This window comes from Rhodococcus sp. MT28 (assembly GCF_058792695.1).
On record NZ_JBXAFD010000001.1, the window covers coordinates 213,811 to 235,775 of the forward strand.

Annotated in this window: 20 protein-coding genes; 6 read left to right on the plus strand and 14 right to left on the minus strand. The window is 63.5% G+C overall.

Annotated elements, in window-relative coordinates; translation table 11 throughout:
* Positions 1-11: 11 nt before the first annotated feature.
* Together AC1Q6C_RS00985 and mca are read right to left on the minus strand one after the other, a co-directional pair.
* Positions 12-326, minus strand: coding sequence for a hypothetical protein (locus AC1Q6C_RS00985; RefSeq protein ID WP_003943283.1), 315 nt, complete (start codon positions 324-326; stop codon positions 12-14).
* Entirely contained in the window at positions 323-1,201 is an 879-nt protein-coding gene (mca, locus tag AC1Q6C_RS00990) for a mycothiol conjugate amidase Mca (protein ID WP_007726383.1), read from the minus strand. Before mca ends, AC1Q6C_RS00985 begins: the two co-directional genes overlap by 4 nt.
* A 303-nt stretch (positions 1,202-1,504) precedes the next feature.
* Here mca and AC1Q6C_RS00995 point away from each other — a divergent pair, with 303 nt between their 5' ends.
* Positions 1,505-1,930 carry a DUF4307 domain-containing protein gene (locus tag AC1Q6C_RS00995; protein ID WP_007726384.1) on the plus strand — a complete coding sequence of 142 codons (426 nt, stop codon included), beginning with the start codon at positions 1,505-1,507 and terminating at the stop codon, positions 1,928-1,930.
* 227 nt (positions 1,931-2,157) lie between these two features.
* Positions 2,158-2,652: a transcription elongation factor GreA gene (gene greA / locus AC1Q6C_RS01000; protein WP_007726385.1), complete on the plus strand. Its 495-nt coding sequence runs from the start codon at positions 2,158-2,160 to the stop codon at positions 2,650-2,652.
* An 88-nt stretch (positions 2,653-2,740) separates the two neighbouring features.
* Here greA and AC1Q6C_RS01005 read toward each other — a convergent pair whose 3' ends face one another.
* Entirely contained in the window at positions 2,741-3,841 is a 1,101-nt protein-coding gene (locus AC1Q6C_RS01005) for a C40 family peptidase (protein ID WP_003943296.1), read from the minus strand.
* Between the two features lie 205 nt (positions 3,842-4,046).
* Between AC1Q6C_RS01005 and AC1Q6C_RS01010 the strand changes: the two genes are divergently transcribed.
* Positions 4,047-4,292: a hypothetical protein gene (locus tag AC1Q6C_RS01010; RefSeq protein ID WP_153211881.1), complete on the plus strand. Its 246-nt coding sequence runs from the start codon at positions 4,047-4,049 to the stop codon at positions 4,290-4,292.
* Positions 4,289-5,083 (plus strand): FAD:protein FMN transferase, encoded by a 795-nt coding sequence (locus AC1Q6C_RS01015; RefSeq protein ID WP_003943281.1) that lies wholly within the window; start codon positions 4,289-4,291, stop codon positions 5,081-5,083. Before AC1Q6C_RS01010 ends, AC1Q6C_RS01015 begins: the two co-directional genes overlap by 4 nt.
* A gap of 6 nt (positions 5,084-5,089) precedes the next feature.
* Here the strand turns inward: AC1Q6C_RS01015 and ilvA are convergent, their stop codons facing one another.
* The 3 genes from ilvA to AC1Q6C_RS01030 form a co-directional block, all read right to left on the minus strand.
* The gene (gene ilvA / locus AC1Q6C_RS01020; protein WP_223304414.1) at positions 5,090-6,253 is read right to left on the minus strand and encodes a threonine ammonia-lyase; all 1,164 of its coding nucleotides are present in this window, start codon (positions 6,251-6,253) and stop codon (positions 5,090-5,092) included.
* Between the two features lie 135 nt (positions 6,254-6,388).
* Entirely contained in the window at positions 6,389-7,561 is a 1,173-nt protein-coding gene (locus AC1Q6C_RS01025; RefSeq protein WP_007728802.1) for a cystathionine gamma-synthase, read from the minus strand.
* A gap of 44 nt (positions 7,562-7,605) precedes the next feature.
* Positions 7,606-8,991: a cystathionine beta-synthase gene (locus tag AC1Q6C_RS01030; RefSeq protein WP_003943292.1), complete on the minus strand. Its 1,386-nt coding sequence runs from the start codon at positions 8,989-8,991 to the stop codon at positions 7,606-7,608.
* Between the two features lie 71 nt (positions 8,992-9,062).
* On the opposite strand from AC1Q6C_RS01030, the gene AC1Q6C_RS01035 reads away from it, so the two are divergent.
* A complete protein-coding gene (locus AC1Q6C_RS01035; RefSeq protein WP_042448870.1) occupies positions 9,063-10,034 on the plus strand; it encodes an SGNH/GDSL hydrolase family protein in 972 nt (323 codons plus the stop codon).
* Between the two features lie 121 nt (positions 10,035-10,155).
* Positions 10,156-11,373, plus strand: a complete 1,218-nt coding sequence (locus tag AC1Q6C_RS01040) for an acetyl-CoA C-acetyltransferase (protein WP_019744600.1) — start codon at positions 10,156-10,158, stop codon at positions 11,371-11,373.
* A 66-nt stretch (positions 11,374-11,439) separates the two neighbouring features.
* On the opposite strand, the gene AC1Q6C_RS01045 is transcribed toward AC1Q6C_RS01040, so the two are convergent.
* The 8 genes from AC1Q6C_RS01045 to AC1Q6C_RS01080 all read right to left on the minus strand — a co-directional run bounded on the left by AC1Q6C_RS01045 (position 11,440) and on the right by AC1Q6C_RS01080 (position 21,820).
* Positions 11,440-12,195 (minus strand): enoyl-CoA hydratase/isomerase family protein, encoded by a 756-nt coding sequence (locus AC1Q6C_RS01045; RefSeq protein WP_058037251.1) that lies wholly within the window; start codon positions 12,193-12,195, stop codon positions 11,440-11,442.
* A gap of 120 nt (positions 12,196-12,315) precedes the next feature.
* Positions 12,316-13,167, minus strand: a complete 852-nt coding sequence (locus AC1Q6C_RS01050) for a Bax inhibitor-1/YccA family protein (protein WP_397524164.1) — start codon at positions 13,165-13,167, stop codon at positions 12,316-12,318.
* Between the two features lie 194 nt (positions 13,168-13,361).
* Entirely contained in the window at positions 13,362-14,498 is a 1,137-nt protein-coding gene (locus tag AC1Q6C_RS01055; protein ID WP_192712319.1) for a class I SAM-dependent methyltransferase, read from the minus strand.
* Positions 14,499-14,571: 73 nt separating this feature from the next.
* Positions 14,572-15,258 (minus strand): nitroreductase, encoded by a 687-nt coding sequence (locus tag AC1Q6C_RS01060; protein ID WP_042920892.1) that lies wholly within the window; start codon positions 15,256-15,258, stop codon positions 14,572-14,574.
* A gap of 68 nt (positions 15,259-15,326) precedes the next feature.
* Positions 15,327-16,232 carry a TIGR03619 family F420-dependent LLM class oxidoreductase gene (locus AC1Q6C_RS01065; RefSeq protein WP_003943284.1) on the minus strand — a complete coding sequence of 302 codons (906 nt, stop codon included), beginning with the start codon at positions 16,230-16,232 and terminating at the stop codon, positions 15,327-15,329.
* A gap of 3 nt (positions 16,233-16,235) precedes the next feature.
* Positions 16,236-17,087: an SDR family NAD(P)-dependent oxidoreductase gene (locus AC1Q6C_RS01070; RefSeq protein ID WP_007728815.1), complete on the minus strand. Its 852-nt coding sequence runs from the start codon at positions 17,085-17,087 to the stop codon at positions 16,236-16,238.
* Positions 17,088-17,133: 46 nt separating this feature from the next.
* Entirely contained in the window at positions 17,134-19,524 is a 2,391-nt protein-coding gene (locus AC1Q6C_RS01075) for a putative bifunctional diguanylate cyclase/phosphodiesterase (RefSeq protein WP_397524165.1), read from the minus strand.
* Positions 19,517-21,820 carry a putative bifunctional diguanylate cyclase/phosphodiesterase gene (locus AC1Q6C_RS01080; protein ID WP_492666334.1) on the minus strand — a complete coding sequence of 768 codons (2,304 nt, stop codon included), beginning with the start codon at positions 21,818-21,820 and terminating at the stop codon, positions 19,517-19,519. The genes AC1Q6C_RS01075 and AC1Q6C_RS01080 overlap by 8 nt, the downstream gene beginning before the upstream one ends.
* Positions 21,821-21,965 lie beyond the last annotated feature (145 nt).

Genomic DNA, 21,965 nt, shown 5'->3' on the forward strand with positions numbered 1-21,965 from the left:
CCTCGTTCGTCTCAGGATTCTTGCTTGGGCTTCTTCTCGGTAGAGACGTTGGGATCCGCCGGGCTCGGAGCAGTGATAGCTCCCCGGTCGGTGCCTTCGTCTGCCTGCTGATCGAGTTCGGGATGATCCGGTTCGAACGTCTCCGGCAGCTTCTTGAGCTGGCGGTTCATCGACCGAACCAGGAGGATCACACCGATGAGCAGCGCAAGAATCACCAGCAGGCCGACCGGAGACGACTTTCCGAACTCCGGGCCGGATGGGTTACTCGGGGTCTGAGCAAGAAATTGTGTGGTGCCGAGAACTACCTCGGCGGACAGAGCATTCACTTCTGAGCGTCCTCTTCGAGACCTGCGAACAGGTCGGTTTCCGGAATGGACGTGGTGACCCGCGTCTTGGCGAGCTCGAATTCCTCGGTGGGCCAGATCTTCTGCTGAATGTCGAGCGGCACAGCGAAGAACGAACCGTTGGGATCGATCTGCGTCGCGTGTGCGCGCAGAGCATCGTCACGCTGGGGAAAGTAGTCGCCGCACGTGACCTGAGTGGTCACCCGGACCATCATGTCGCCGCGTTCGGTCTTCCACTTCTTGAGCCAGTCCGCCATCGGGAACGGCTCTCCGCGACGCTCGTACTCCTCCTGGAAGAGTTCGAGGCGCTTACGGATGAATCCGTGCGAGTAGTAGACCTTCTTGATTTCCCACGGCTGACCGTCCTCGGGGAAGTACTCGGGATCGGCGGCGGCTTCGTAGGCTGCCATCGTCACCTCGTGGCACCGGATGTGATCCGGGTGCGGGTATCCGCCGTTCTCGTCGTACGTCGTGACGACGTGGGGACGGAACTCGCGAATCACCTTGACCAGAGCGCGCGTCGACTCTTCGAGCGGAACGAGGGCGAAGCACCCTTCGGGCAGCGGCGGAAGAGGGTCGCCCTCGGGAAGCCCGGAATCGACGAAACCGAGCCAGCGCTGCTTCACGCCCAGGATGCGAGCGGCCTCGGCCATCTCCTCCTGGCGAACTTCGCTGATTCGATCGCGGACACCGGGAACGTCCATGGCCGGGTTGAGAATGTCGCCACGCTCACCCCCGGTGAGCGTCAGGACCATCACTTCGTGGCCTTCGGCTGCATAACGGGCGGTGGTGGCCGCACCCTTGCTCGACTCGTCGTCGGGATGGGCATGGACGGCCATGAGCCGGAATCCGCTCACGTGTTCGTTCACCTCAACTTCACCTGTAGCCGTTGCCGGCAGTTCACCTGTAGCCGTCACCGGCAGTTCACCTGTAGCCGTCACCGGCAGTCTTCGAATCACACGCTGTGCACCGCTCGGATTACTCCGGGCCGTTGCCGTCAAACGTACCGACTGCCGACAAACCTACCGACGGCGCGACGGGATACGTCCTCTATAGTTCCACCCGAGAGTTCCTGGCGCAGCCGTGACCCCTTCGGTAATCCGGCGGGACACAGTCAGTTGCTGCACGACACGCGAACTCGAGTCTTCGAGAGCAGAGTGATGAGCAAACCGCTTCCCCAAGATCGGTACCCGAGCACAACTCGCACGGGCAGTCCCCGCAAGTGGATGGTGTGGGCTCTGACCGCTCTCGTCATCGTCGTAGGCGGCGGAATCGCGTACTACGCGTACGGAAAATTTGCGGTCAAGGAAATCGAGACCGAGACCATCTCGTTCGACATCGCCAACGACTCCACGGTGAAGATCCGTTTCACCGTCACACGCGACGACTCGTCGCGTGAAGCGATGTGCATCGTGCGCGCACGCTCGAAGGACGGCTCCGAAACCGGTCGACGTGAGGTCTACGTCCCGTCGTCGGAACATCAGACCCTCGAGTTCAACACCGAGGTCAAGACGTCCCAGCCGCCAGGCATGGCCGACGTCTACGGCTGCAGCTTCGACGTTCCGGAGTACCTGACCAAGAGCTGACCTCGGGACGCACCCACCCTGCCGGACGTTTGACGCCGGACAGGGCGGGTAGTCATGCGTGATAGAATTGCCCGATACACGGTTCCGGGTGGAACCGTGTATTGCTGCATTGACGCAAGGTTTGACGGCAAGGTTGCATCCCTGGTGGTGCTTCTGTGTCGTTGTTCGCTGCTGTTGCAGCGATCGTCGAGGGAGCCCCCGGCTCCGACTACTAGGGAGTGATCGAGATGACCGAGACCCAGGTGACCTGGCTTACCCAGGAATCACATGACAGGCTCAAGAACGAACTCGACCAGCTCATCGCCAATCGCCCGGTCATCGCCGCCGAGATCAACGAGCGTCGCGAAGAGGGTGACCTGAAAGAGAACGGCGGCTACCACGCTGCCCGCGAAGAGCAGGGTCAGCAGGAAGCCCGCATTCGCCAGCTCCAGGAGCTGCTGAACAGCGCAAAGGTCGGCGAGGCCCCCACTCAGTCCGGTGTCGCACTGCCCGGATCCGTAGTCAAGGTCTACTACGACGGCGACGAGAGTGACACCGAGACGTTCCTGATCGCTACCCGCGAAGAAGGCGCACGTGACGCCAAGCTCGAGGTCTACTCGCCGAACTCACCGCTGGGCGGCGCGCTGCTCGAAGCCAAGGTCGGCGACACGCGTGAGTACAACCTGCCCAACGGCAGCACCATGAAGGTCACGCTGCTGAGCGCGGAGCCTTACCACAGCTGATCGGCTGTACCAGCTCTGAAAAGAAGCGCCACCCGACTCGGTCGGGTGGCGCTTCTTGCTCTGTCGGTGCTCGCTGTTTCCTGCCCACTCACACCACGCGGCGAGCCTTCATGCCTGCGAAGATCGGGCCGACCTTCACCACGTCGCCGAACGTGGGTGCGTGAAGCATCTGACCGTTGCCGACGTAGATCGCCACGTGGCCGGGGCCGCCTGCCTGCCAGTTGCCGAACAACAGGTCACCGGGCTGCGCCTGATCCAGCGGGATCTCGACGCCGACACCCCACTGCGTCTCCGAGGTCCGGGGCAGAGTCACCCCGGTGGCCGCGTGGATCGCGTACGACGTCAGCCCCGAGCAGTCGAACCCGCCCATCGACGGCCCGTTGATGTTTCCGCCACCCCACACGTAAGGCAATCCGAGAAACTTCAGACCGGCCTCGACGACGCCGCCCACCGCTGCGGCGAGGTTGTTGTAGTCGAAGGGCGCAAGCATCAGGGCGAACGAGTCCTGCAACGATTTGATCTGGGCGACGAACGGAGCGGCGACCGCCTGCTCCGCAGGAACCTCGCCCGACTTGTCTGCCGGAACGCCGCCCGCTTCGCGAACTGCGTCCGGCCCGACGTCGTAGGCAGCGAGCGCGAGGTCGACGGTATCGCCCTCGACCTCACCGGACTTCTGCCAGGACTGCGCTTGCTTCACGAGATCGCACAACCGGTATCCGGTTGTCATCACCGGATCGGCAACGCCCAGGATGTCCATCTTTCCGTCGCCGTCACCGTCCTTGCCGTATGCCGTCCACGCTGCGGTGGTGAAGCGGCCAGGCCCGCGCCCACCTTCCGGTGAGATGTCGGTATCGGGTCCGTACTTGAATCCGTTCTCGACCGAGTACAGCGAGGCGATCACCGCGGGCGTGATCTCCGAGCACAGAGCACCGGCCTTTTTGATCCACGGCGCGAACACTGCCACCGCTCCCACGGGCGCCAATGTCGCTCCCGGAAAGTTGGAGGGTACGGAAGGCACGATTCCCTCAGGTGTGTCCTGAGTTCGTGCCGGTCCGTTCCAGGCTGCAAGTGAGACTGCAGCATTCGAAGACTCGTTCTTCTCGACTTGTGCGGGCGCTCCGAGAGTTCCACTCATCACGCCCAGTGCGGTGCCGATCGACACAGCGATCGCCAGGACACCGACTGCCATCCGAACCTCCGATAAACCTCTGAAAACCCATGTACGTGGTCGTACCCGAAACTTGTCGGTGCGAACATCTACTCTTTCGAACATGCATTCGACACGGCTCAGTCTCGCGACTCCTGTAACCAATGTCTCATTTATCTCGGCGGGCGTTACGCAAATGACTACAGACGCCAAGGCTTTTCTCAGGTTCGGCGTGCAAGCTGAGTCCATGAGCGACGATCGGCCACGACCCGCCCGGGGACGCACTACGGTGTATCGACCCGTTCGCCTCGCCCTCGCAGCCACGGCTGTGGCGGGAGCACTCGCAAGCGGCGGACTTTCACTCGTTTCTTCTCCCACTGCCACGGCACTCGCGCCGGACACGTCGGCTTCTCACACCAAGAATCCCGTAGCGAAGCGGCCCGTCGTGGTCGCCGGATTCGGAACCCCGGACGCCGTCTCCAACGGTTCGTGAGTACTCCGCGCTCGGCCTCCGAGTGGCTCACGTGGGGGGTTCAGGCCCGGGTCGTCGTCACCGACCCTGAAGTCCTTCCCTCCGCGGCCAGCCTGGTTCGCGGGTACCTCACCGCTGCCGACGCCGCCACCAATCGAGATCGTGCCGACTCCGAGATTCGTACCTATGTCAGCGCCGCGAGCAACGTCGACGGCGTCGCCGTGACCCCGATGTTCGCGCACTTCCTCGAAGACGCGTTGGCTGTCGCACGACTGACCGACGGCAAACTCACGCCGACGGCCGGGTCGGCAGACCCTCACTCCTGGTGGAAGATTCGCGTCGAGAACAACCGCGTGTACAGCCCGGACGACGTCGTTCTCGATCTGTCCGCGACGGCCCGCGCCAGTTCAGCGGACCACTGTGCCGCGTCCACTGCGACTCTTCTCGGGTGTGGCGTGCTGGTCGGCCTCGGCGGGGACATCGCGGTTGCCGGCCCGGCGCCGGAAGACGGCTGGCAGATTCAGGTGCAAGACCTGCCCGGCGACCCGACCTGCCAGGTAGCACTTCCGTCCGACTGCGGGATCGCCACGGCCAGCACCGTCAAGCCACTGCACCGCGAATCGACGGCGACGCCGATGTGGCGCACGGTGTCGGTGATTGCATCCTCCTGCGCCCAGGCCGCCGCATTCAGTCGGGTTGCGGTCGGCATGGGCGGTTCGGCCATCGACTGGCTACATCAACTCGACGTACCCGCCAGGCTGGTCGACCAGGAGTACCGCGTGACGGTTCTGGGCGGCTGGCCTGACGAGTAACTCGCCTCAGTTCTGCAGTCGTACTGCGTAACCGGCGCGGTCGAAGGCCGTCAGAAGTTCCGCCTTGTTGTCCGGACCACGCGTCTCGACGGTGAGGAAGACTTCCACTTCGTCGAGTGCAAGTTCGCCACCGGTACGGGAATGGATGACATCGACCACGCTGGCGCCGTTCGCTCGAACCACTTCGAGCAACGAGACCAGTGCGCCCGGCCGATCGTCGATGGTGATGTGAACTCCGAGGAACCGTCCGGCCGCTCGCAGACCGTGCGAGATGACGTGCGTGAGAAGTAGCGGATCGATGTTGCCGCCGGAAAGCACGGCGCACACCGGCCCTGTCAGTCCCAGCTCCTCCGGAGTACAGGTCATCAAGGCCGCGACGGCCGCGACGCCGGCCGGTTCGACGATGAGCTTGGCGCGTTCGAGGCACAGCAGGAGCGCTTTGGACAGCGCTTCCTCGCTGACCGTCACCACGGCGTCGACATGGGCGGCAACTTCGGCGAACGGAACCTCGCCCGGGCAGCCAACGGCGATACCGTCTGCCATCGTGGACATCGACGCCAAGGCGGTCGGCTTCCCGGCTGCCAACGACGCCGGCCAGGCAGCCGCGGTCTCGGCTTGCACTCCGACGATGCGGACCTGCGGGCGCACAGCTTTGACGGCTGCAGCCACTCCCGCGATCAAACCGCCGCCGCCGGTGGGAACGAGGATCGTGCCGACCTCAGGCAGTTGCTCGAGGATTTCGAGCCCCACAGTCCCCTGCCCCGCCACGACGTCCTCGTGGTCGAACGGGTGGACCAGAACTGCTCCGGTTCGGTCCGCGAATTCGCGAGCGGCCACGAGCGCTTCGTCGACAGTCGAACCGTGCAGGTGGACCTGAGCTCCATATGCCTTGGTGGCCACCAACTTCGGCAGCGGCGCACCCGTCGGCATGAAGACGGTCGACTTGATTCCCAATTCTGTTGCAGACCAGGCAACTCCCTGCGCATGGTTACCGGCACTGGCCGCCACCACGCCCGCTGCCCGTTCCTCTGCGGAAAGATTGGCAATGCGGTTGTACGCACCGCGCGGTTTGAAAGAGCCGGTGCGCTGCAGGTTTTCACATTTCAAGCTCACGGCGAAGCCGGTGGTTTCGGACAACACTCGCGAGGCCACGACCGGGGTGCGTCGCATGACCGGGGCGAGCAGTTGCTGTGCAGCCTTTATCTGTTCGAGATTCACGCATGCCTCCAGAAAGTGCGCCTCCACACCCTCGTGAGGTGTGAAGGCGCACTGCAGATTCGAAGTCGAATTACTGTAGAGCGAAGATCAGGACAGCGCTTGCTCGATGTCGCCGACCAGATCGGAGGCGTCTTCGATGCCGACCGACAGGCGAACCAGATCGTCGGGAACCTCGAGAGCGGAACCGGCCGTCGAGGCGTGGGTCATCGCACCGGGGAATTCGATGAGGGATTCGACTCCGCCGAGAGATTCTGCCAGCGTGAAGATCTCGGTGCGCGAGCACAGGTCGAGAGCTGCCGCCTTGCCGCCCTTGAGGCGGACGGAGATCATGCCGCCGAAGCGTCGCATCTGCTTGGCCGCGACCTTGTGCGACGGATGCGAAGCCAGTCCGGGGTAGATGACGCTGGCAACCGCGGGGTGGCCGTCGAGCAATTCGACGACCTTCTCCGCGTTGTCACTGTGACGCTCCATGCGCAGCGCCAGTGTCTTGATTCCGCGCAACGTCAGGAACGCGTCGAAGGGGCCGGGAACGCCGCCGGATCCGTTCTGCAGGAAGGCAAACGCGGTGTCCAGTTCTTCGTCGTTGCAGACGAGAGCGCCACCGACCACGTCGGAGTGTCCGCCGATGTACTTGGTCGTGGAGTGCAGCGCGATGTCGGCACCGAGCTGCAGCGGCTGCTGCAGGTACGGCGAGGCGAAGGTGTTGTCCACCACGATCTTTGCGTTGCCCTCGTGGGCGACCTCGGCAAGGAGCTCGATGTCACCGATATTGAGCAGCGGGTTCGTGGGCGTCTCGACCCAGACCAGCTTGGTGTTGGACTTCATCGCCGCGCGCACCGCATCGACGTCGGACACCGGAGCCGGGGTGTACTCGATCCCCCACTGCGTGAACACCTTGTCGATGAGACGGAAGGTTCCGCCGTACGCGTCGTCGGGGATGACCAGGTGATCGCCGGGTCGAAGTACCGAACGGAGCAGGCAGTCGGTGGCCGCCATTCCCGAACTGAACGCTCGGCCGTAGGTTCCGGATTCGAGCGCGGCGAGGTTCGCCTCGAGTGGGCGACGGGTGGGGTTACCCGTTCGCGCGTACTCGAAGCCACTGCGCATTCCACCGACGCCGTCCTGGGCGAAGGTGGAACTCGCGTAGATCGGCACGTTGACCGCACCGGTCAGCGGATCGGGTTCGTAACCCGCATGCACCGCTTTCGTGGAGAAACCCTGCCAGCTGATGTTGTCGGCCTTGCTGCGTTGCTCACTCATGGTCCCCAGCCTAATGGCGCCGGTGCCGGCGCAGGAATCCGAACTCAGGAATCCGAACTCAGGAAACCCAGGAGATCGTGGCGCGTGATGACACCGACCGGCTTGCCGTCGTCGACGACCATGAGTGCGTCGGTGTCCCCGAGCGCCTTCGTGGCAGCCGAGACCGGCTCGCCGGAACCGATGAGCGGGAACGGCTTGCTCATGTGCTTCTCGACGGAATCCGCAAGGTGCGCACGGCCTTCGAAGACCGCGCTCAGCAGATCCCGCTCGGACACACTTCCGGCGACCTCGCCTGCCATGACCGGCGGTTCCGCACCCACGACGGGCATCTGGGACACGCCGTACTCGCGCAGGATCTCGATCGCGTCGCGCAGGGTCTCCGACGGGTGGGTGTGAACGAGGTCCGGCAGCTCGCCCGACTTGCCACGCAGAACGTCGCCGACGGTGGGGACGTTGGTCTTGCCGTCGAGTGGGGTGCGCAGGAATCCGTACGACGCCATCCACTGATCGTTGAAGATCTTGGACAGGTAGCCGCGGCCACCGTCCGGGAGGAGGACGACGATCAGGGCGTCGGGGCCCTCACGCTTGGCTACTTCGAGGGCAGCGACGACGGCCATACCGCAGGAACCGCCGACCAGCAGTCCCTCCTCGCGGGCGAGGCGACGCGTCATCTCGAAGGAATCGGCATCCGAGACGGCGATGATCTCGTCCGGGATGGACGGGTCGTATGCCGACGGCCAGAAGTCTTCGCCGACGCCTTCGACCAGATACGGACGACCGGTGCCGCCGGAGTAGACGGAGCCCTCGGGGTCTGCGCCGATGACCTTGACCTTGCCGCCCGAAACTTCCTTGAGGTAGCGGCCGGTGCCGGTGATGGTGCCGCCGGTGCCGACGCCCGCGACGAAGTGCGTGATCTTGCCGTCGGTGTCGGCCCAGATCTCGGGGCCGGTGGTCTCGTAGTGGCTCTCCGGTCCGCCCGGGTTGGAGTACTGGTTGGGCTTCCAGGCGCCGGGGATCTCACGGGTGAGACGGTCGGAGACGCTGTAGTAGCTGTTCGGGTTGTCCGGCGCGACGGCCGTGGGGCACACGACCACCTCGGCGCCGTAGGCGCGCAGGACGTTGCGCTTGTCTTCGCTGACCTTGTCTGGGCAGACGAAAACGCACTTGTATCCACGCTTTTGCGCCACGAGCGCCAAGCCGATTCCGGTGTTGCCCGAGGTCGGCTCGACGATGGTGCCGCCCGGCTTCAGTTCACCCGAAGCCTCGGCTGCGTCGATCATCTTGACGGCGATGCGGTCCTTGGAGCTACCGCCAGGGTTGAGGTATTCGACCTTGGCTGCCACCGTGCCGAAGTTTTCGCCCGTGACGGACGTGAGCTTGACGAGTGGGGTGTTGCCGATGAGGTCGACGACGTGTTCCGCGATGCGCATTCGTCCATGTTCCCAGATGAAAGAAAACGGTGCGCGCGGACGTCGGGCGAAGGTGGTGCAATCCGGCTAGATTGGCAAGTGTGAGTCGAACCGGACTGAAAGCGTCGGTGGCCACGGTGGTGGCCGGATCGAGTGCAGGCACGCTCTCCTGGTTGGGCTACAACTATCTGATGTCGCAGGCGGGGGCGGCCCGCGGGGTGATCGGTCGCAATATCGCCAAGCCACCCGAGGCGGACGGGGTGTACGCACCCGGCGCCGACAACCCGGAACTCTGGTGGCGGGCCGTGCCCTTCGATCTCCACTTGATGATCTTCGGCGATTCGTCTGCGGCCGGCGTCGGCGCGCTGACGGCCTCGGAAGTACCGGGTGTTCAGGTCGCGAAGCTGCTTGCGAGTGAAACCGGGAAGCGAATCCGTTTGAGCACCAAGGCCATCGGGGGCGCCACCTCCCGCGGGTTGAGTGGGCAGGTCGACGCCATGTTCGTCGCCGGTCCTCCCCCGGACGCTGCGGTGATCCTGATCGGCGCCAACGACGTCACCGCCAAGAACGCGATTCACGCGTCGGCTAAACGCCTCGGCGACGCGGTTCGACGCTTACGCGAGAGCGGTGCCGTCGTTGTTGTCGGCACCTGCCCGGATCTGGGGGTGGTCACGGCAATCCCGCAACCTCTGCGCTCCGTGGTGCGCGAATGGGGCCATCGCCTCGCACTCGCCCAGGCGGCCGCGACCAGAAACGCCGGGGGTCATCCCGTTCCACTAGCCGACCTGCTGGCCAAGGAATTCCTGGCCTCGCCCGACACGATGTTCTCGGCCGACCGTTTCCATCCGTCCGCGGCCGGATACGAACTCGCGGCGAAGCAGATCGTCCCGGTTCTCGCGTCGGCTCTGGGTGAATGGCAGGGTGGCCCGCTACCCGAGCTCCCCCACGTTTCGGAGGCGGCGCAAGCCCGCACCGTCGCGGCCCGACTGACGGCGGCGGCAACCCAGTGGAAAGCCTTCGCGAGACGCACCAAACCTGCAGGTCAGCGCCCCGACGTCAACTGAGTGAGACTGCGTGACCACCATCTGGGAGCGGCAACGTAAATTGTAAGTCGAAGCTGCATTCAACTTGCCCTGCTCGACGGCGTTTCAAGCCGCCCTCGAGCAGTACACAAAAGGAGTTTTCATGCCCGAGGCAGTAATCGTCTCAGCAGTACGGTCGCCCATCGGCCGCGCAATGAAGGGTTCGCTCAAGGACATCCGCCCGGATGACCTCGCAACTCAGATGGTTGCCGCCGCGTTGGCAAAGATCCCCGAGCTCGACCCCACCGAGATCGACGACCTCATGCTCGGTTGCGGCCAGCCCGCCGGCCAGTCGGGCTTCAACATCGCCCGCGTCGTCGCCGTCCAGCTCGGCTACGACTTCCTCCCCGGTGTCACGGTCAACCGTTACTGTTCCTCCTCGCTGCAGACCACCCGCATGGCTCTGCACGCCATCCGCGCAGGCGAGGGCGACGTCTTCATCTCCGCCGGCGTCGAGTCCGTCTCCAGCTTCATCACCGGCAACGCCGACGGCCTCCCCAACACCAAGAACCCGCTCTTCGACGCAGCGCAGGCCCGTAGCGCCAAGCTCGCCGAAGGTGGAGTCGCCTGGACCGATCCTCGCGAAGAGGGCCTGATCCCCGACGTGTACCTGGGTATGGGCCAGACCGCGGAGAACGTCGCTTCCGCCACCGGCATCACCCGCGAAGACCAGGACCGCTGGGCAGTTCGCAGCCAGAACCGCGCCGAGGAAGCCATCGCTCGCGGCTTCTTCGAGCGTGAGATCACGCCCGTCACGCTCGCCGACGGCACCGTCGTCTCCAAGGACGACGGCCCCCGCGCCGGCACCACCTACGAGGGCATCAGCGGCCTCAAGCCCGTCTTCCGCCCCGACGGCACCGTCACCGCCGGCAATGCCTGCCCGCTCAACGACGGCGCAGCCGCACTGGTGATCATGTCCGACACCAAGGCAAAGGCACTCGGCCTGACCCCGCTCGCTCGCATCGTCTCCACCGGCGTCTCGGGCCTGTCCCCCGAGATCATGGGCCTCGGCCCGATCCAGGCCGTCAAGAACGCCCTGAAGATCGCCGGCAAGTCGATCTCCGACATCGACCTGTTCGAGATCAACGAGGCATTCGCAGTGCAGGTCCTCGGATCCGCTCGCGAACTGGGCATCGAAGAGGACAAGCTCAACATCTCCGGTGGCGCGATCGCGCTGGGTCACCCCTTCGGTATGACCGGTGCCCGTATCACCAACACCCTGATCAACAACCTGCAGGAGCAGGACAAGACCTTCGGCGTCGAGACCATGTGTGTCGGCGGCGGACAGGGCATGGCAATGGTGATCGAGCGCCTCAGCTGATCCCCTGAGCACGTCGAAAGCGGCCGCCCGGCTTCTGCCGGGCGGCCGCTTTCGTGTGGTCGGGTTTCAGGTAGTCGTGAACTTCCGAGCAAAACTCCCCAACTCGCGAATCAACTCTCGCGCAGCGTCGTCCTCACGCTGCACGGCAGCGCGAGCTTCGTCCGCCCATCCGTGACGGAGCAGTCGTTTGGCGGCAAGGACTGCCGGTCCGACGTTGGCGGCAATCTGCTCGGCGCTCTCCCGAGCACGGCTGTGAACCTCTTCGGCCGGTACGGCCACGTTTGCCAGTCCGTAGTCGGCCGCTTCGACGCCGCTGAGCCACCGCGCCGACAGGATCAGCTCGGCGGCGCGCTGTGTTCCGATCACCTTGGGCAGCAACCAACTACTGGCAGCTTCGGGAGCGGTACCCAGCGAGGTGAACGGTGCACGCAGACGTGCGTCCTCGGCAACGTAGACGACGTCGCAGTAAAGCAGCATGGTCAGGCCGATGCCGACGGCAGCGCCGTGTACCGCGGCGATCAAAGGCTTCGGGAACTCCACCAGCGCGACGATCAGCGGCGCGAATGCGTGGCCGAAGTCGGCGTTGTCTGCGCCTGGTTCGGCGAGTGCGCGTAGGTCGACGCCACTGGAAAATGCCTTGCCTGCGCCCTCGACGATCACCACGGCCACGGCTTCGTCCGACGCCGCGTCGTCGAGCGCTTTGGTGAACGCTCGAAAACCGGCTGCATCAAATGCGTTCAGGCGACTCGGATTATTGAAGGTCAGCGTTCGCACTGCTCCGGCATCCGCGACCAGGATGGGTTCAGAGGTGTTTGTCGACATTCGCTCCCCTTCGTTCCAAACCAAGCAGTTGCTAGGCATCCAAGCACCGTAACCGCCCACAGACGACAAAAGAAGGGCCCCTCGCGGGGCCCTTCTTCGTGTTACGGATCGACTCGAGAACTAGTCGTTGTTGAAGTAGCTCAGCAGACGCAGGATCTCGACGTACAGCCAGACCAAGGTGACGGTGAGCCCGAATGCGACGCCCCAGGCTGCCTTCTCGGGCGCCTGTGCGCGGATCAGCTGATCAGCGGCGTCGAAGTCGAGCAGGAAGCTGAAGGCTGCGATGCCGATGCAGACGAGGCTGAAGATGATGGCGAGCGTTCCGCCGTCACGCAGTCCCAGTCCGCCCTCGACGAAGAAGCTCGCGACGAGGTTACCGAGGGCCAGAACGACAACGCCGATCAATGCGCCGATGATCATTCGCGTCAGACGCGGTGTCACCCGGATCGCACCGGTCTTGTAGACGACCAGCATGCCGAAGAACACGCCGAACGTTCCGAGGACTGCTTGCGCGATCAGTGCGGATCCGCCGACGCCACCGAATTGAATATCAGTGAACATGAACGACAGCGCACCGAGGAACAGACCCTCGGCGACGGCGTACGCCAACACGATTACCGGGTTGTCCATTTTGCGACCGAACGTCGCGACCAGAACCAGAACGAGGCCGACGAGACCGCCGCCGATGACCAGCGGGGCTGCGAGGTCGGCGTTGTTGTTGACCAGGAAGTACGACACCAGTGCCGAGATCGTCAGCACACCGAGCGTGATGCCCGTCTTGGTGACGACGTCGTCGATCGTCATGGCCCGCGAGGTGGGACCGGTCTGGTACGGCTCGGCCGGAGCGTACTGCGGCTGACCGAACTGCTGGGTTGCCTGCGAGGCGCCCGCCGTCGCAGATCCGAACGAGGCGTATCCGTTGCCCTCTTGCTTGGGCAGATTGCGGAACACCGGGTTGCTGGTGGTGCGCACCGTGATCATCCCTTCATCGTGGTGGCCTACGACGGGTGCGTCGCGGGTTCGCCGGACGGATCCGAGTTTCCGACACGGTCCGTGTACCTGACTAAAAGTAAAGCACTCGTAATTTACAACGTCGAAGCTTCGGTTGTAGTTCCCGGCGCATTTCCGGAAGATCAACACTCTTCGACACTCGTCCCTTTTCGATACTAGGACGGTTTGACCGACTTCATCACGATGAACTTCGCGTTCTTCGCCATCGCCTCGCTCGGACCCACCGCGGCTTTCAACGGTTCGCGATACCCCAGATGCGCGTTGTGAACAGTCCACAACTCGCCACCGGGACGCAGGACACGGCCAGCAGCTTCGAACATCTTGAGTGCTCCGCCGGTGTGGACCGCCGCGCCGACGTGGAACGGCGGGTTCAACAGAACCAGATCCGCGCTCGCACTGGGCAACGAACCCACGGCGTCGTCGCGCAGGCCGCTCACTCGATCGCCGACGCCATTTGCGGACGCAGTCGCCAGAGCCGAAGCGACGGCTGCCGAGGACTGATCCGTTGCGATCACGTGCACGTCCGGGAACTTCCGCGCGATCGCCGCCGCGAGAATGCCGCTGCCACAACCCAGATCGATCACGTCGCTCAGCGGATCGACCGCAATCTTTCCGAGGTTCTCCAGGAGCAACCGGGTGCCGATGTCCAGGCTCGCACCGGCAAACACTGCGCCGTGAGCAACGACGTCGAGGTCGAATTCGTCGAGGCGTTCGGTCACCGGGAACGTGATAGCAACATCGGGCTTCGGTTCCGAAGCCTTGAGTACGCGGGACTTCTGACGCCCACGCGAGGCGCTGACGTCGGAAAACGATTCGCCGAGAACCTTGTTCATCGCCGGGGTGATGTGCTTGTCACGCCCACCGGCGAAGACACGAACCGCCGGGTCGGCGTGAAGCGCGATCAGCTGGGCGATCTCGGCAAGTTCGGCGAGGCTACGCGGCAATTGCATGAGCACGACGCGGGCGCCGCTGAGCAACTCCTCGTCCAGTCCGTGCGAGGTGAAGGCGTCACTGAATCCGAGTTCGCGCGCATTGTTCGCGAGGGCCAGCTCTCCGGTGAGCGGATCCTGGTGAACGCGCACGGCGGCGATTCCGTGCACGAGCGCAACACCGGCAGTCAGCGCACCGTAATGATCGCCGATCACGACGACGGTGCCCGCCGGTGCCGCGGCGAGAGCGTCGGCGGCCTCGTCGAGGATCAGACGATCAGCCGCATCGACGGCAAAGAGATTGGGTGCCTCGACATCGGGGAATCGGCGCAGACGATCGAACAGTTCGGGTGTGTCGGACATGCCACCAGTCTTTCAGGTGGAACTACGCAACACTCAATCCCCCGACCAGCAGGTGATCAGTTCGACATCCCTGTCAGTTCGACATCCACTGCACGACGTTGTCGACGATTTCGCGTTCGGTGCGGAATCCGTTCACCGGGTGGTCGGCGTCGGGGTATCCGAACGAGATCGCGCAGACAACCTTGCGAGTGTCGTCGATACCGAAATGCTCGTGAATGAACTTGGAGCTGCCCGCGAGCGCCGCCTGCGGAATGGTGGCGACCCCCAGACTCTGGGCCGCGAGCAGGAAGCTGTTCACGTACAACCCGCAGTCGACTGCGCCGTAGGTGCCCAATGCCTCGTCGGTGGTGATGATCGCGACGTGGGGAGCGCCGAAGAGCTCGAAATTCTTCATCGTCTGTGCCGCGGATCCGGCGCGGTCACCGTGCTCGATTCCGACGCTCGAATACAGCGCCATCGCGCAGTCGAACCGACGCGACTTGTAGATGCCCTGGTACGCGCGCGGGAACTCGAAGTCCGACTCCTGGGCGTTGGCCATCACGTACTCACCGAGACCGGCGCGGAATCGCTCGGTGCCCTCCCCTTCGGTGATCGCGACCTGCCACGGTTGCGTGTTGCACCACGACGGCGTCTTCTGCGCCAGCCGAAGGATCTCCTCGATCACCTCACGTGGCACCTGACGGTCCTCGTAGGCGCGGCAGCTGATCCGGGCGTCGAGCAACGCTTCCAGGCTCGTATCCACGACGATGCTCTCGGTCATGTGTTCTCTCCTCGATCAGGCTGCACTACAACACTTCGCACGATAGAACTACCGCCTCGACGCAATCGTCAGCGGGTCACCTTTGCGAAGGCCGCCACCAGCTCGCCGAACTCTGCCATCGCCGCATCCGGATCCGGATCTACTGCCGCCAGCGCAACCAGCACATCGGTGGCACCGGATTCGAGCAGCTGCTCGGCGCCGATCATCGTCGCCGGGAGGTCGATCGAACCGTCGGACCCGCGTACGACGGTCAGTCGCCCACGGACCTGCAATTCCGCTGGATCGCGTCCGAGATCCGCCATCGCTTTGCCGATGACGTCGATCCCTTCACGTAGGTCGTCGTCCGCGGCACCCATGATCGGAATCCACCCGTCACCCCAGGTTGCGACGCGTCGTACAACGGCCTTGGAGAGCGAACCGGACACCCAGATCGGGATTCCAGCGGCCGGACGGGGCGCGCAGTACACGTCGTCGAACTTCAGACGAGGGGTGTCGATGCTCGCCGGCGCCGAACTCCACAGGGCCCGGCACACTGCGAGAGCGTCGTCGAGCAGTGGTCCCCTTTTACCGAAGTCCATACCTGCCGCCTCGTATTCACGTTCCTGCCAACCTGTTCCGACGCCCAGGTCGAGTCGGCCCCCGGAGAGCAGATCGAGTGTCGCGGCCGTCTTGGCCAGTACCGCTCCCCCACGCAGCGCCGCGATGACGATTCCGGTCCCCAAGCGAATTGTCTTCGTCTGTCCGGCAACAAAAGCCAGGACGGTCAGCGGCTCGAGCCAGTTGGCGTCGGGCTCGGTGGGGAACGCCGACCACGTGTACGCCGAGTTGTCCGAGCCCATCACCACGTGATCGGTGACGAGGACCCGGTCGAAGCCGGCAGCTTCCGCGTTCTGACAGACCTGCACGAGTTTCGCGTAGGAGTCCTCCGCGAGAGTGGTGCCGAAGTTGGGAACATTCAGACTGAAAGTTGTCATGTGTCAAGCCTTTCGGGGCCGGTTGGTCCAGCCACCCTCTTCTGTGGGGAACCAGCCTCCGGCAGCGTGCGAGCCGCCGTCGACGTGGATCACGGTTCCGGTGATGTATCTCGCCAGGTCGGAAGCCAGGAACAGTGCGGGGCCGGCAATGTCGACCGGCTGGCCCGGTCCGCCCAACGGTGCCCACCCCGGCCACTTGTCCCAGTCGTCGGCGGGAACGATCGTGCGATACGGCACCTGTACCGACTCGATCAGATCCGGGGCAATGGCGTTGACGCGCACTCCGGTTCGACCGATCTCCACACCAAGGCTCCTGGTGAACTGTGTCAGCGCGGCCTTGTATGCCGAGTACATCGTGTGGCCCGGGATCGCTCGATGCGCCTCCACCGTCGTCAGGTTCACGATCGATCCACCCAAACCGCGGTCGATCAAGCCGGGAAGCAGGGCATGGGTCAGACGCACGACGTGATCGAAATTGATGCTGCCGGCCTCGGACCAGAAACCGGGATCCGTACCGGTGAACTCTGTCGGCGGGTTCAGGAAATGACCCACATTGTTCACCAGGACGTCCGGGGCGAACTCGGTCAACGCGACGGGGACTTCCCGCGTCCGCACGTCGTACTCGAGATAGTTGATCGAACCACCTGCAGCCGAGTCGAATTCGACGTCGCCAAGAGGAGCCACGTCGACAACCAGAACTGACGCGCCATGCGATGCAAATGCTCGAACAATCGCTGCGCCGATTCCCTGGGAACCGCCTGTGACCACTGCCTTCTTACCCACCAACATCGGCCCTGGGGAGTACGCCGATCCGACCACCACGAAGACACCCTTCTGCAGTTCGATGTGAAGCACTTCGGCGTACCGTCACACATCGAACGGCAAAACGGGCGCAAAGTTCTCACTCAGTGGTAGCCGCGACACCCCACCTGCTCGAACCGCCGAGTCGCCCATTCAAATAGTGCGGAATCTCGGCTGCCCGTATCGGCATTCCCTCGAGGTACCCCTGGATCACGTCACATCCGCACTCGGTCACTATCGCGCGCTGCCTCTCCGTCTCCACGCCCTCGGCGACGGTGTCCAGCCCCAGAGACTTGGCAATCGCGATGACGGCTCGCAAGACAGCGAACCTCGAATTCGAGGGATCCGCGTCCAGCGGTGCGACGAACGCCCGATCGATCTTCAACCGATCGAGCGGCAGCCGGGCCAAGCTGGCAACCGAGGAGAACCCTGTGCCGAAGTCGTCCATCGCAATGGCGATGCCGAGCGCCGAGAGCTGTACCAACACATCTCGGTCGGCGTCGTCGATGACCAACGATTCGGTCACCTCGATCTCGAGTCGGCTGGGGTGGAGGTTCACCTCGATCAGTGTCCGGCGTACCGAGTCGACGTATCGACTCGAACGCAGTTGCACCTGAGAAACGTTGACGGCAACCCGAATGTCCTCCGGCCACGTTGTCGCCGCCGTGCAGGCAGCCCTCAGAACACCTGCACCGATCGGCACGATCAAGCCGGTTTCCTCGGCGACCGAAATGAAGTCTCCCGGCGAGACGAGACCTGAAGTCGGATGGTTCCACCGCAGCAGAGCCTCGAACCCGACAACAACTCCCGTCGCGGCCGAGACCTGTGGCTGATAAACCAACTCGAACTCTTCGTCGATCAACGCACGACGAAGATCCAACAGTGCCCTGGCCCTACCCGTCGCACGATCCCGCAAAGTCGCATCGAAGGCGCGAATCTGGTTCCGACCGCTCTCCTTTGCGTGGTAAAGCGCGAGGTCCGCGACAATCACCAGGTCTTCGAGGCTGTCTGCGTCGTCGGGCATCGAGCCGTAACCCAGACTGGCACGAATGCGAATCTGGTTGCCGACCAGTGAAAATGGTCGTTCGAATGAGTCGAGAATCGTTTGGAATCTCTTCTCCACCTCATCTGCACTCCCGATGTCGTCGAAGGCTAGGTCGTCGAAGGCGATGGCGAACTCGTCACCCCCCAGTCGGCCACAGATCTCGTTCGATCGCAGAACGCTGTGCAGTCTGCCGGCAACATCGCGAAGCACGTCGTCTCCGATGTGGTGTCCCAACCGGTCGTTGATCGACTTGAAGTTGTCCAGATCCAGAATTGCCAGCCACACCCTGTGTCCGTCCCGAATCCGCGAAGACAGTTGAGCGTTGAAGCTGTACCGATTTCTGAGACCGGTCAACGAATCGATCTCTGCCAATCGCAAGATGTTCTGGCGCTGGTGATACGAGTGCGTGATATCGGATCCGACACCGCGCCACCCGTAGGTCGCCCCATCGCCACTGCCCGGGTGACCTGACATCGACCACCAGCGAGTATCGCCCCGAACGACGACCTGCATGGTGAGGTCCCGAAACGCCGTCCCGGCTTGAAAATTCGCGGCGAGGAGATCAAGGGACTTCCTGCCCACATCTGTTCGGGACGCGCCGATCCCGATCAGGATCTCGTGCATTGTGCGGCCCCGAATCTGTGCTGCCGGCAAACCGACCTGCTCGGCGAATCGATACGACACGGTACTGGCGATACCGCGCGAATCGGTCTCCCAGAGCCAATCCTGTGCTCCGTCTTCGAGATCGTTGAGCAACAACTCGACGAGATCTCGTTCGTCCTCGGCTATGAGTTCGGCGCGTAGCCGTCTCTCGAAAAGTTTGGCCAACAGCAAAGTTCCGCTGTAGAGCGAACCTACAAAGACGACCAGCACCCCGATCAGCACGAAACGCGATGTGCCCGGTTCCGTCCAGAACGCCCCGGCCAACCCGACTCCCACCAGGCTGATCCAGACCACAGTGATTCCGCGAAACATCATGGTGGGAAACACGCCGACCGCGATCCCACCGATCAAGGTCGAGCTCAGTACCAACTCGTCACGAGGATCGAGCATCGGGAAGAGAACGAGAGCCAAGCACGCCAGGAGCACTCCCCAGACAATGATTTCGACTGTGAGTACCACCAGTTCGGTGGTCTGGGACTCGGAGACGCCGAGACGCGAGCGCCGGAGCCAATACACACTGAATCCAGCGCTCGACAACAGCATGACGCTCGACCAGGCGAAGGTGAACCATCCGGCATCCACCGGCAGAAGCACCACGATCGCTGACAAGGCAACCGCCGCGGTCAGAAACGACCACGGCAGTACGCGCGCGGTGAACCGCAGTCGTCGATCGAGTAGGCGACGGCGATCGTAATCCGAGAGGTGTTGTTCCGTGCCGCTGCGACCGAGTTTGCGCACCGACGTCCCGACGCGATGCCTACGGAGTACTGCCGGGTCATCCACGTCGGCCTGCTACCGCCGCTGCGACCGCGTCGACCGACATGGCTCCGCCGGCGATGTATCCCTGAACAGTCCTCACCCTTGCAGCGGCCACGGACTTCAAGTCTTCCTCACCGTCGACTCCCGAGACGACGACCTCCATTCCCAACGCGTCGACCAGATCCACGACAGCTTCGAGGATCGACCGTCCACCAGGCACTGCACCCGAAATGGAGCGTTCTATCCGGACTCGGGTGAACGGAAGGCCGGACAGTGATGCGAGCGAGGAGAATCCGGCGCCGAACTCGTCCACGGTCAGCGCGATTCCCATGTCCGCGATGGCGTGCAACGCAAACTTGGACTCGTCGGTGATCGCCGATGATTCGTTGAGTTGGAGCTCGAGCTGATGTGCACTGACACCTGATCGTCGAAGCGAGTCCCCTATCGCGACGACAAAGGAATCCGATTCGAGCTGACGCGTCGATACCGCGACGGCTACCCGCAGGTGATCAGGAAGGCGGGACGCCGCCTCGCAGGCCAACTCGAAGACGGTAGTCCCCAGTGAGTACGCCAAACCGGTGTCGTCTGCGACGCTCATGAATTCGGCGGACGTAACGGCACCGAGGCGGGCGTTGTGCCAGATCACGCGGACTTCCACGGCCACGATCTCGCGGGAAACCACGTCGATCCTGGGCAACAGCTCGAGTTCGAGGTCCTTCTCCGCGACAGTGTTTCCCAGATCTTCGAGCAGGCGGGCCCGCCGATCGGCCACGGACTTCATCGAGTCTCGATATTCACGTACGGCCCCGCGCCCGGATTCCTTTGCCGCGAACAAAGCCAGGTCCGCAGCGCCCATCATCTCGTCGGCGGAGGACGGCAGCTCGTCGGGGAGGTAGTACCCGATGCTGCATCCGATCTCCAACCGCGTACCAGCCACTGTGATCGGCTCGCGCAGAGTTTCGATGTAGCGGCCGAGCAGAGTACGAACTTGTGAGCTGTCACCCACATCGGTGAAAAGAACCGCGAACTCGTCTCCCCCCAGACGTGCGAACAACTGTGACACCCCGCCGGCTTCGGACAGGCGATCCGCGACCTCTCGCAGAACCGCGTCGCCAACGGTGTGTCCCAGTGTGTCGTTGACCGACTTGAAGTTGTCGAGGTCGAGCATGGCCAACGCGAGACCACTTTCGCTTGTGTACGGCTCGCGCAGCAGTCGCTCGAGCTCGGTCCAGAAGCTGTGCCGGTTCGGCATACCGGTGAGTGCGTCCACACGACCCATCCGCACGATCTCGTCACTCTGCAGTTTTACTTCCGTGACGTCGGAACCGACTCCTCGCCAGACGAACTCGTCGGGTGTACGGCCGGGGCGCGGGCGTCCGGAGATCTGCCACCACCGAATTTCACCGTGAACTCGGACCGGAACGAGCACGTCGACGAATGCGGTCTTCGTGTGGCGGGCCTGCTGCAACTCCATGAGCGCATCGATCCCGCCGGGGATCCGTAGGGTGCCCAACTCCATGAACAGGTCCTGCCACGCCGTTCCCTGCAACTCGGTGGAGTCCAGCCCCGCTTCGACCGCGAGCCGCGTCGGGATTCGGTTGAACTTGCCTTTCTGGTCCGTCTCCCACACGAAGTCCCCGGCGTTGCCTTCGAAGTCTTCGAGAAGCATCTGCACGACCGATCGTTCCGACGCGGCGCTCAATTCAGCTCGATAGCGAGATTCCAGGTTGCCCGAGACCACTATCGTGCCGCCGATCAGAGCCGCGCCATAGGCGATCATTCCAATGAGAATTCGTTCGAACTCGGGTCCCAGCTGAAGCCAGAATGCCACCCCGAGGATTATCAGATTGGACAGGACCCAGGTGACCCCCACCACTCGCAACATCGCGGTGGCCACGGCTCCGGCACCGGTGATCGATGTGGTGACCGCTATCAGGATCAGATCGCCGGAATCGTCCAGGATCGGGTACAGGACCAGGGCGAGCGAGGAATACAGGATCCCGACTACAGCAAATTCGACGATGAGAAACGCGTAGGACATCCGGTACGTGGGTGTGATCAGGTTGAAATGAATGGCGAGACCCAAGCACATCCCCACCAACCCGATCACGCCGGACAGCAAGGGCCACACACGCGGCAGCGGTCCGCCGTCCGGGGGAATTACATACAACGTCAGCCCGAGTGTGACGACGAGGTGGACGGCAGCGGCCCATGGCAGCACGCCGAAGGTGACGGCTATCTGCTCACGAGTTACGTCATCACGTTGGGCGGGCGTCAGTCTTTCTCTCTGGCGGGGTTGCAGAAGCGACAGGACTGGCATCACTTACCTCCCGCTCCCACGACGCAATTGAATCGGACGTCCGACTCAGCAATTCTTCCGTAATTGGACGTTGCCGTGTCAACCAGTGCGTCCACCCTATTTCGGAGTCGCGTCTGCCCACAGACACAGTAATCAGCAAACTGCT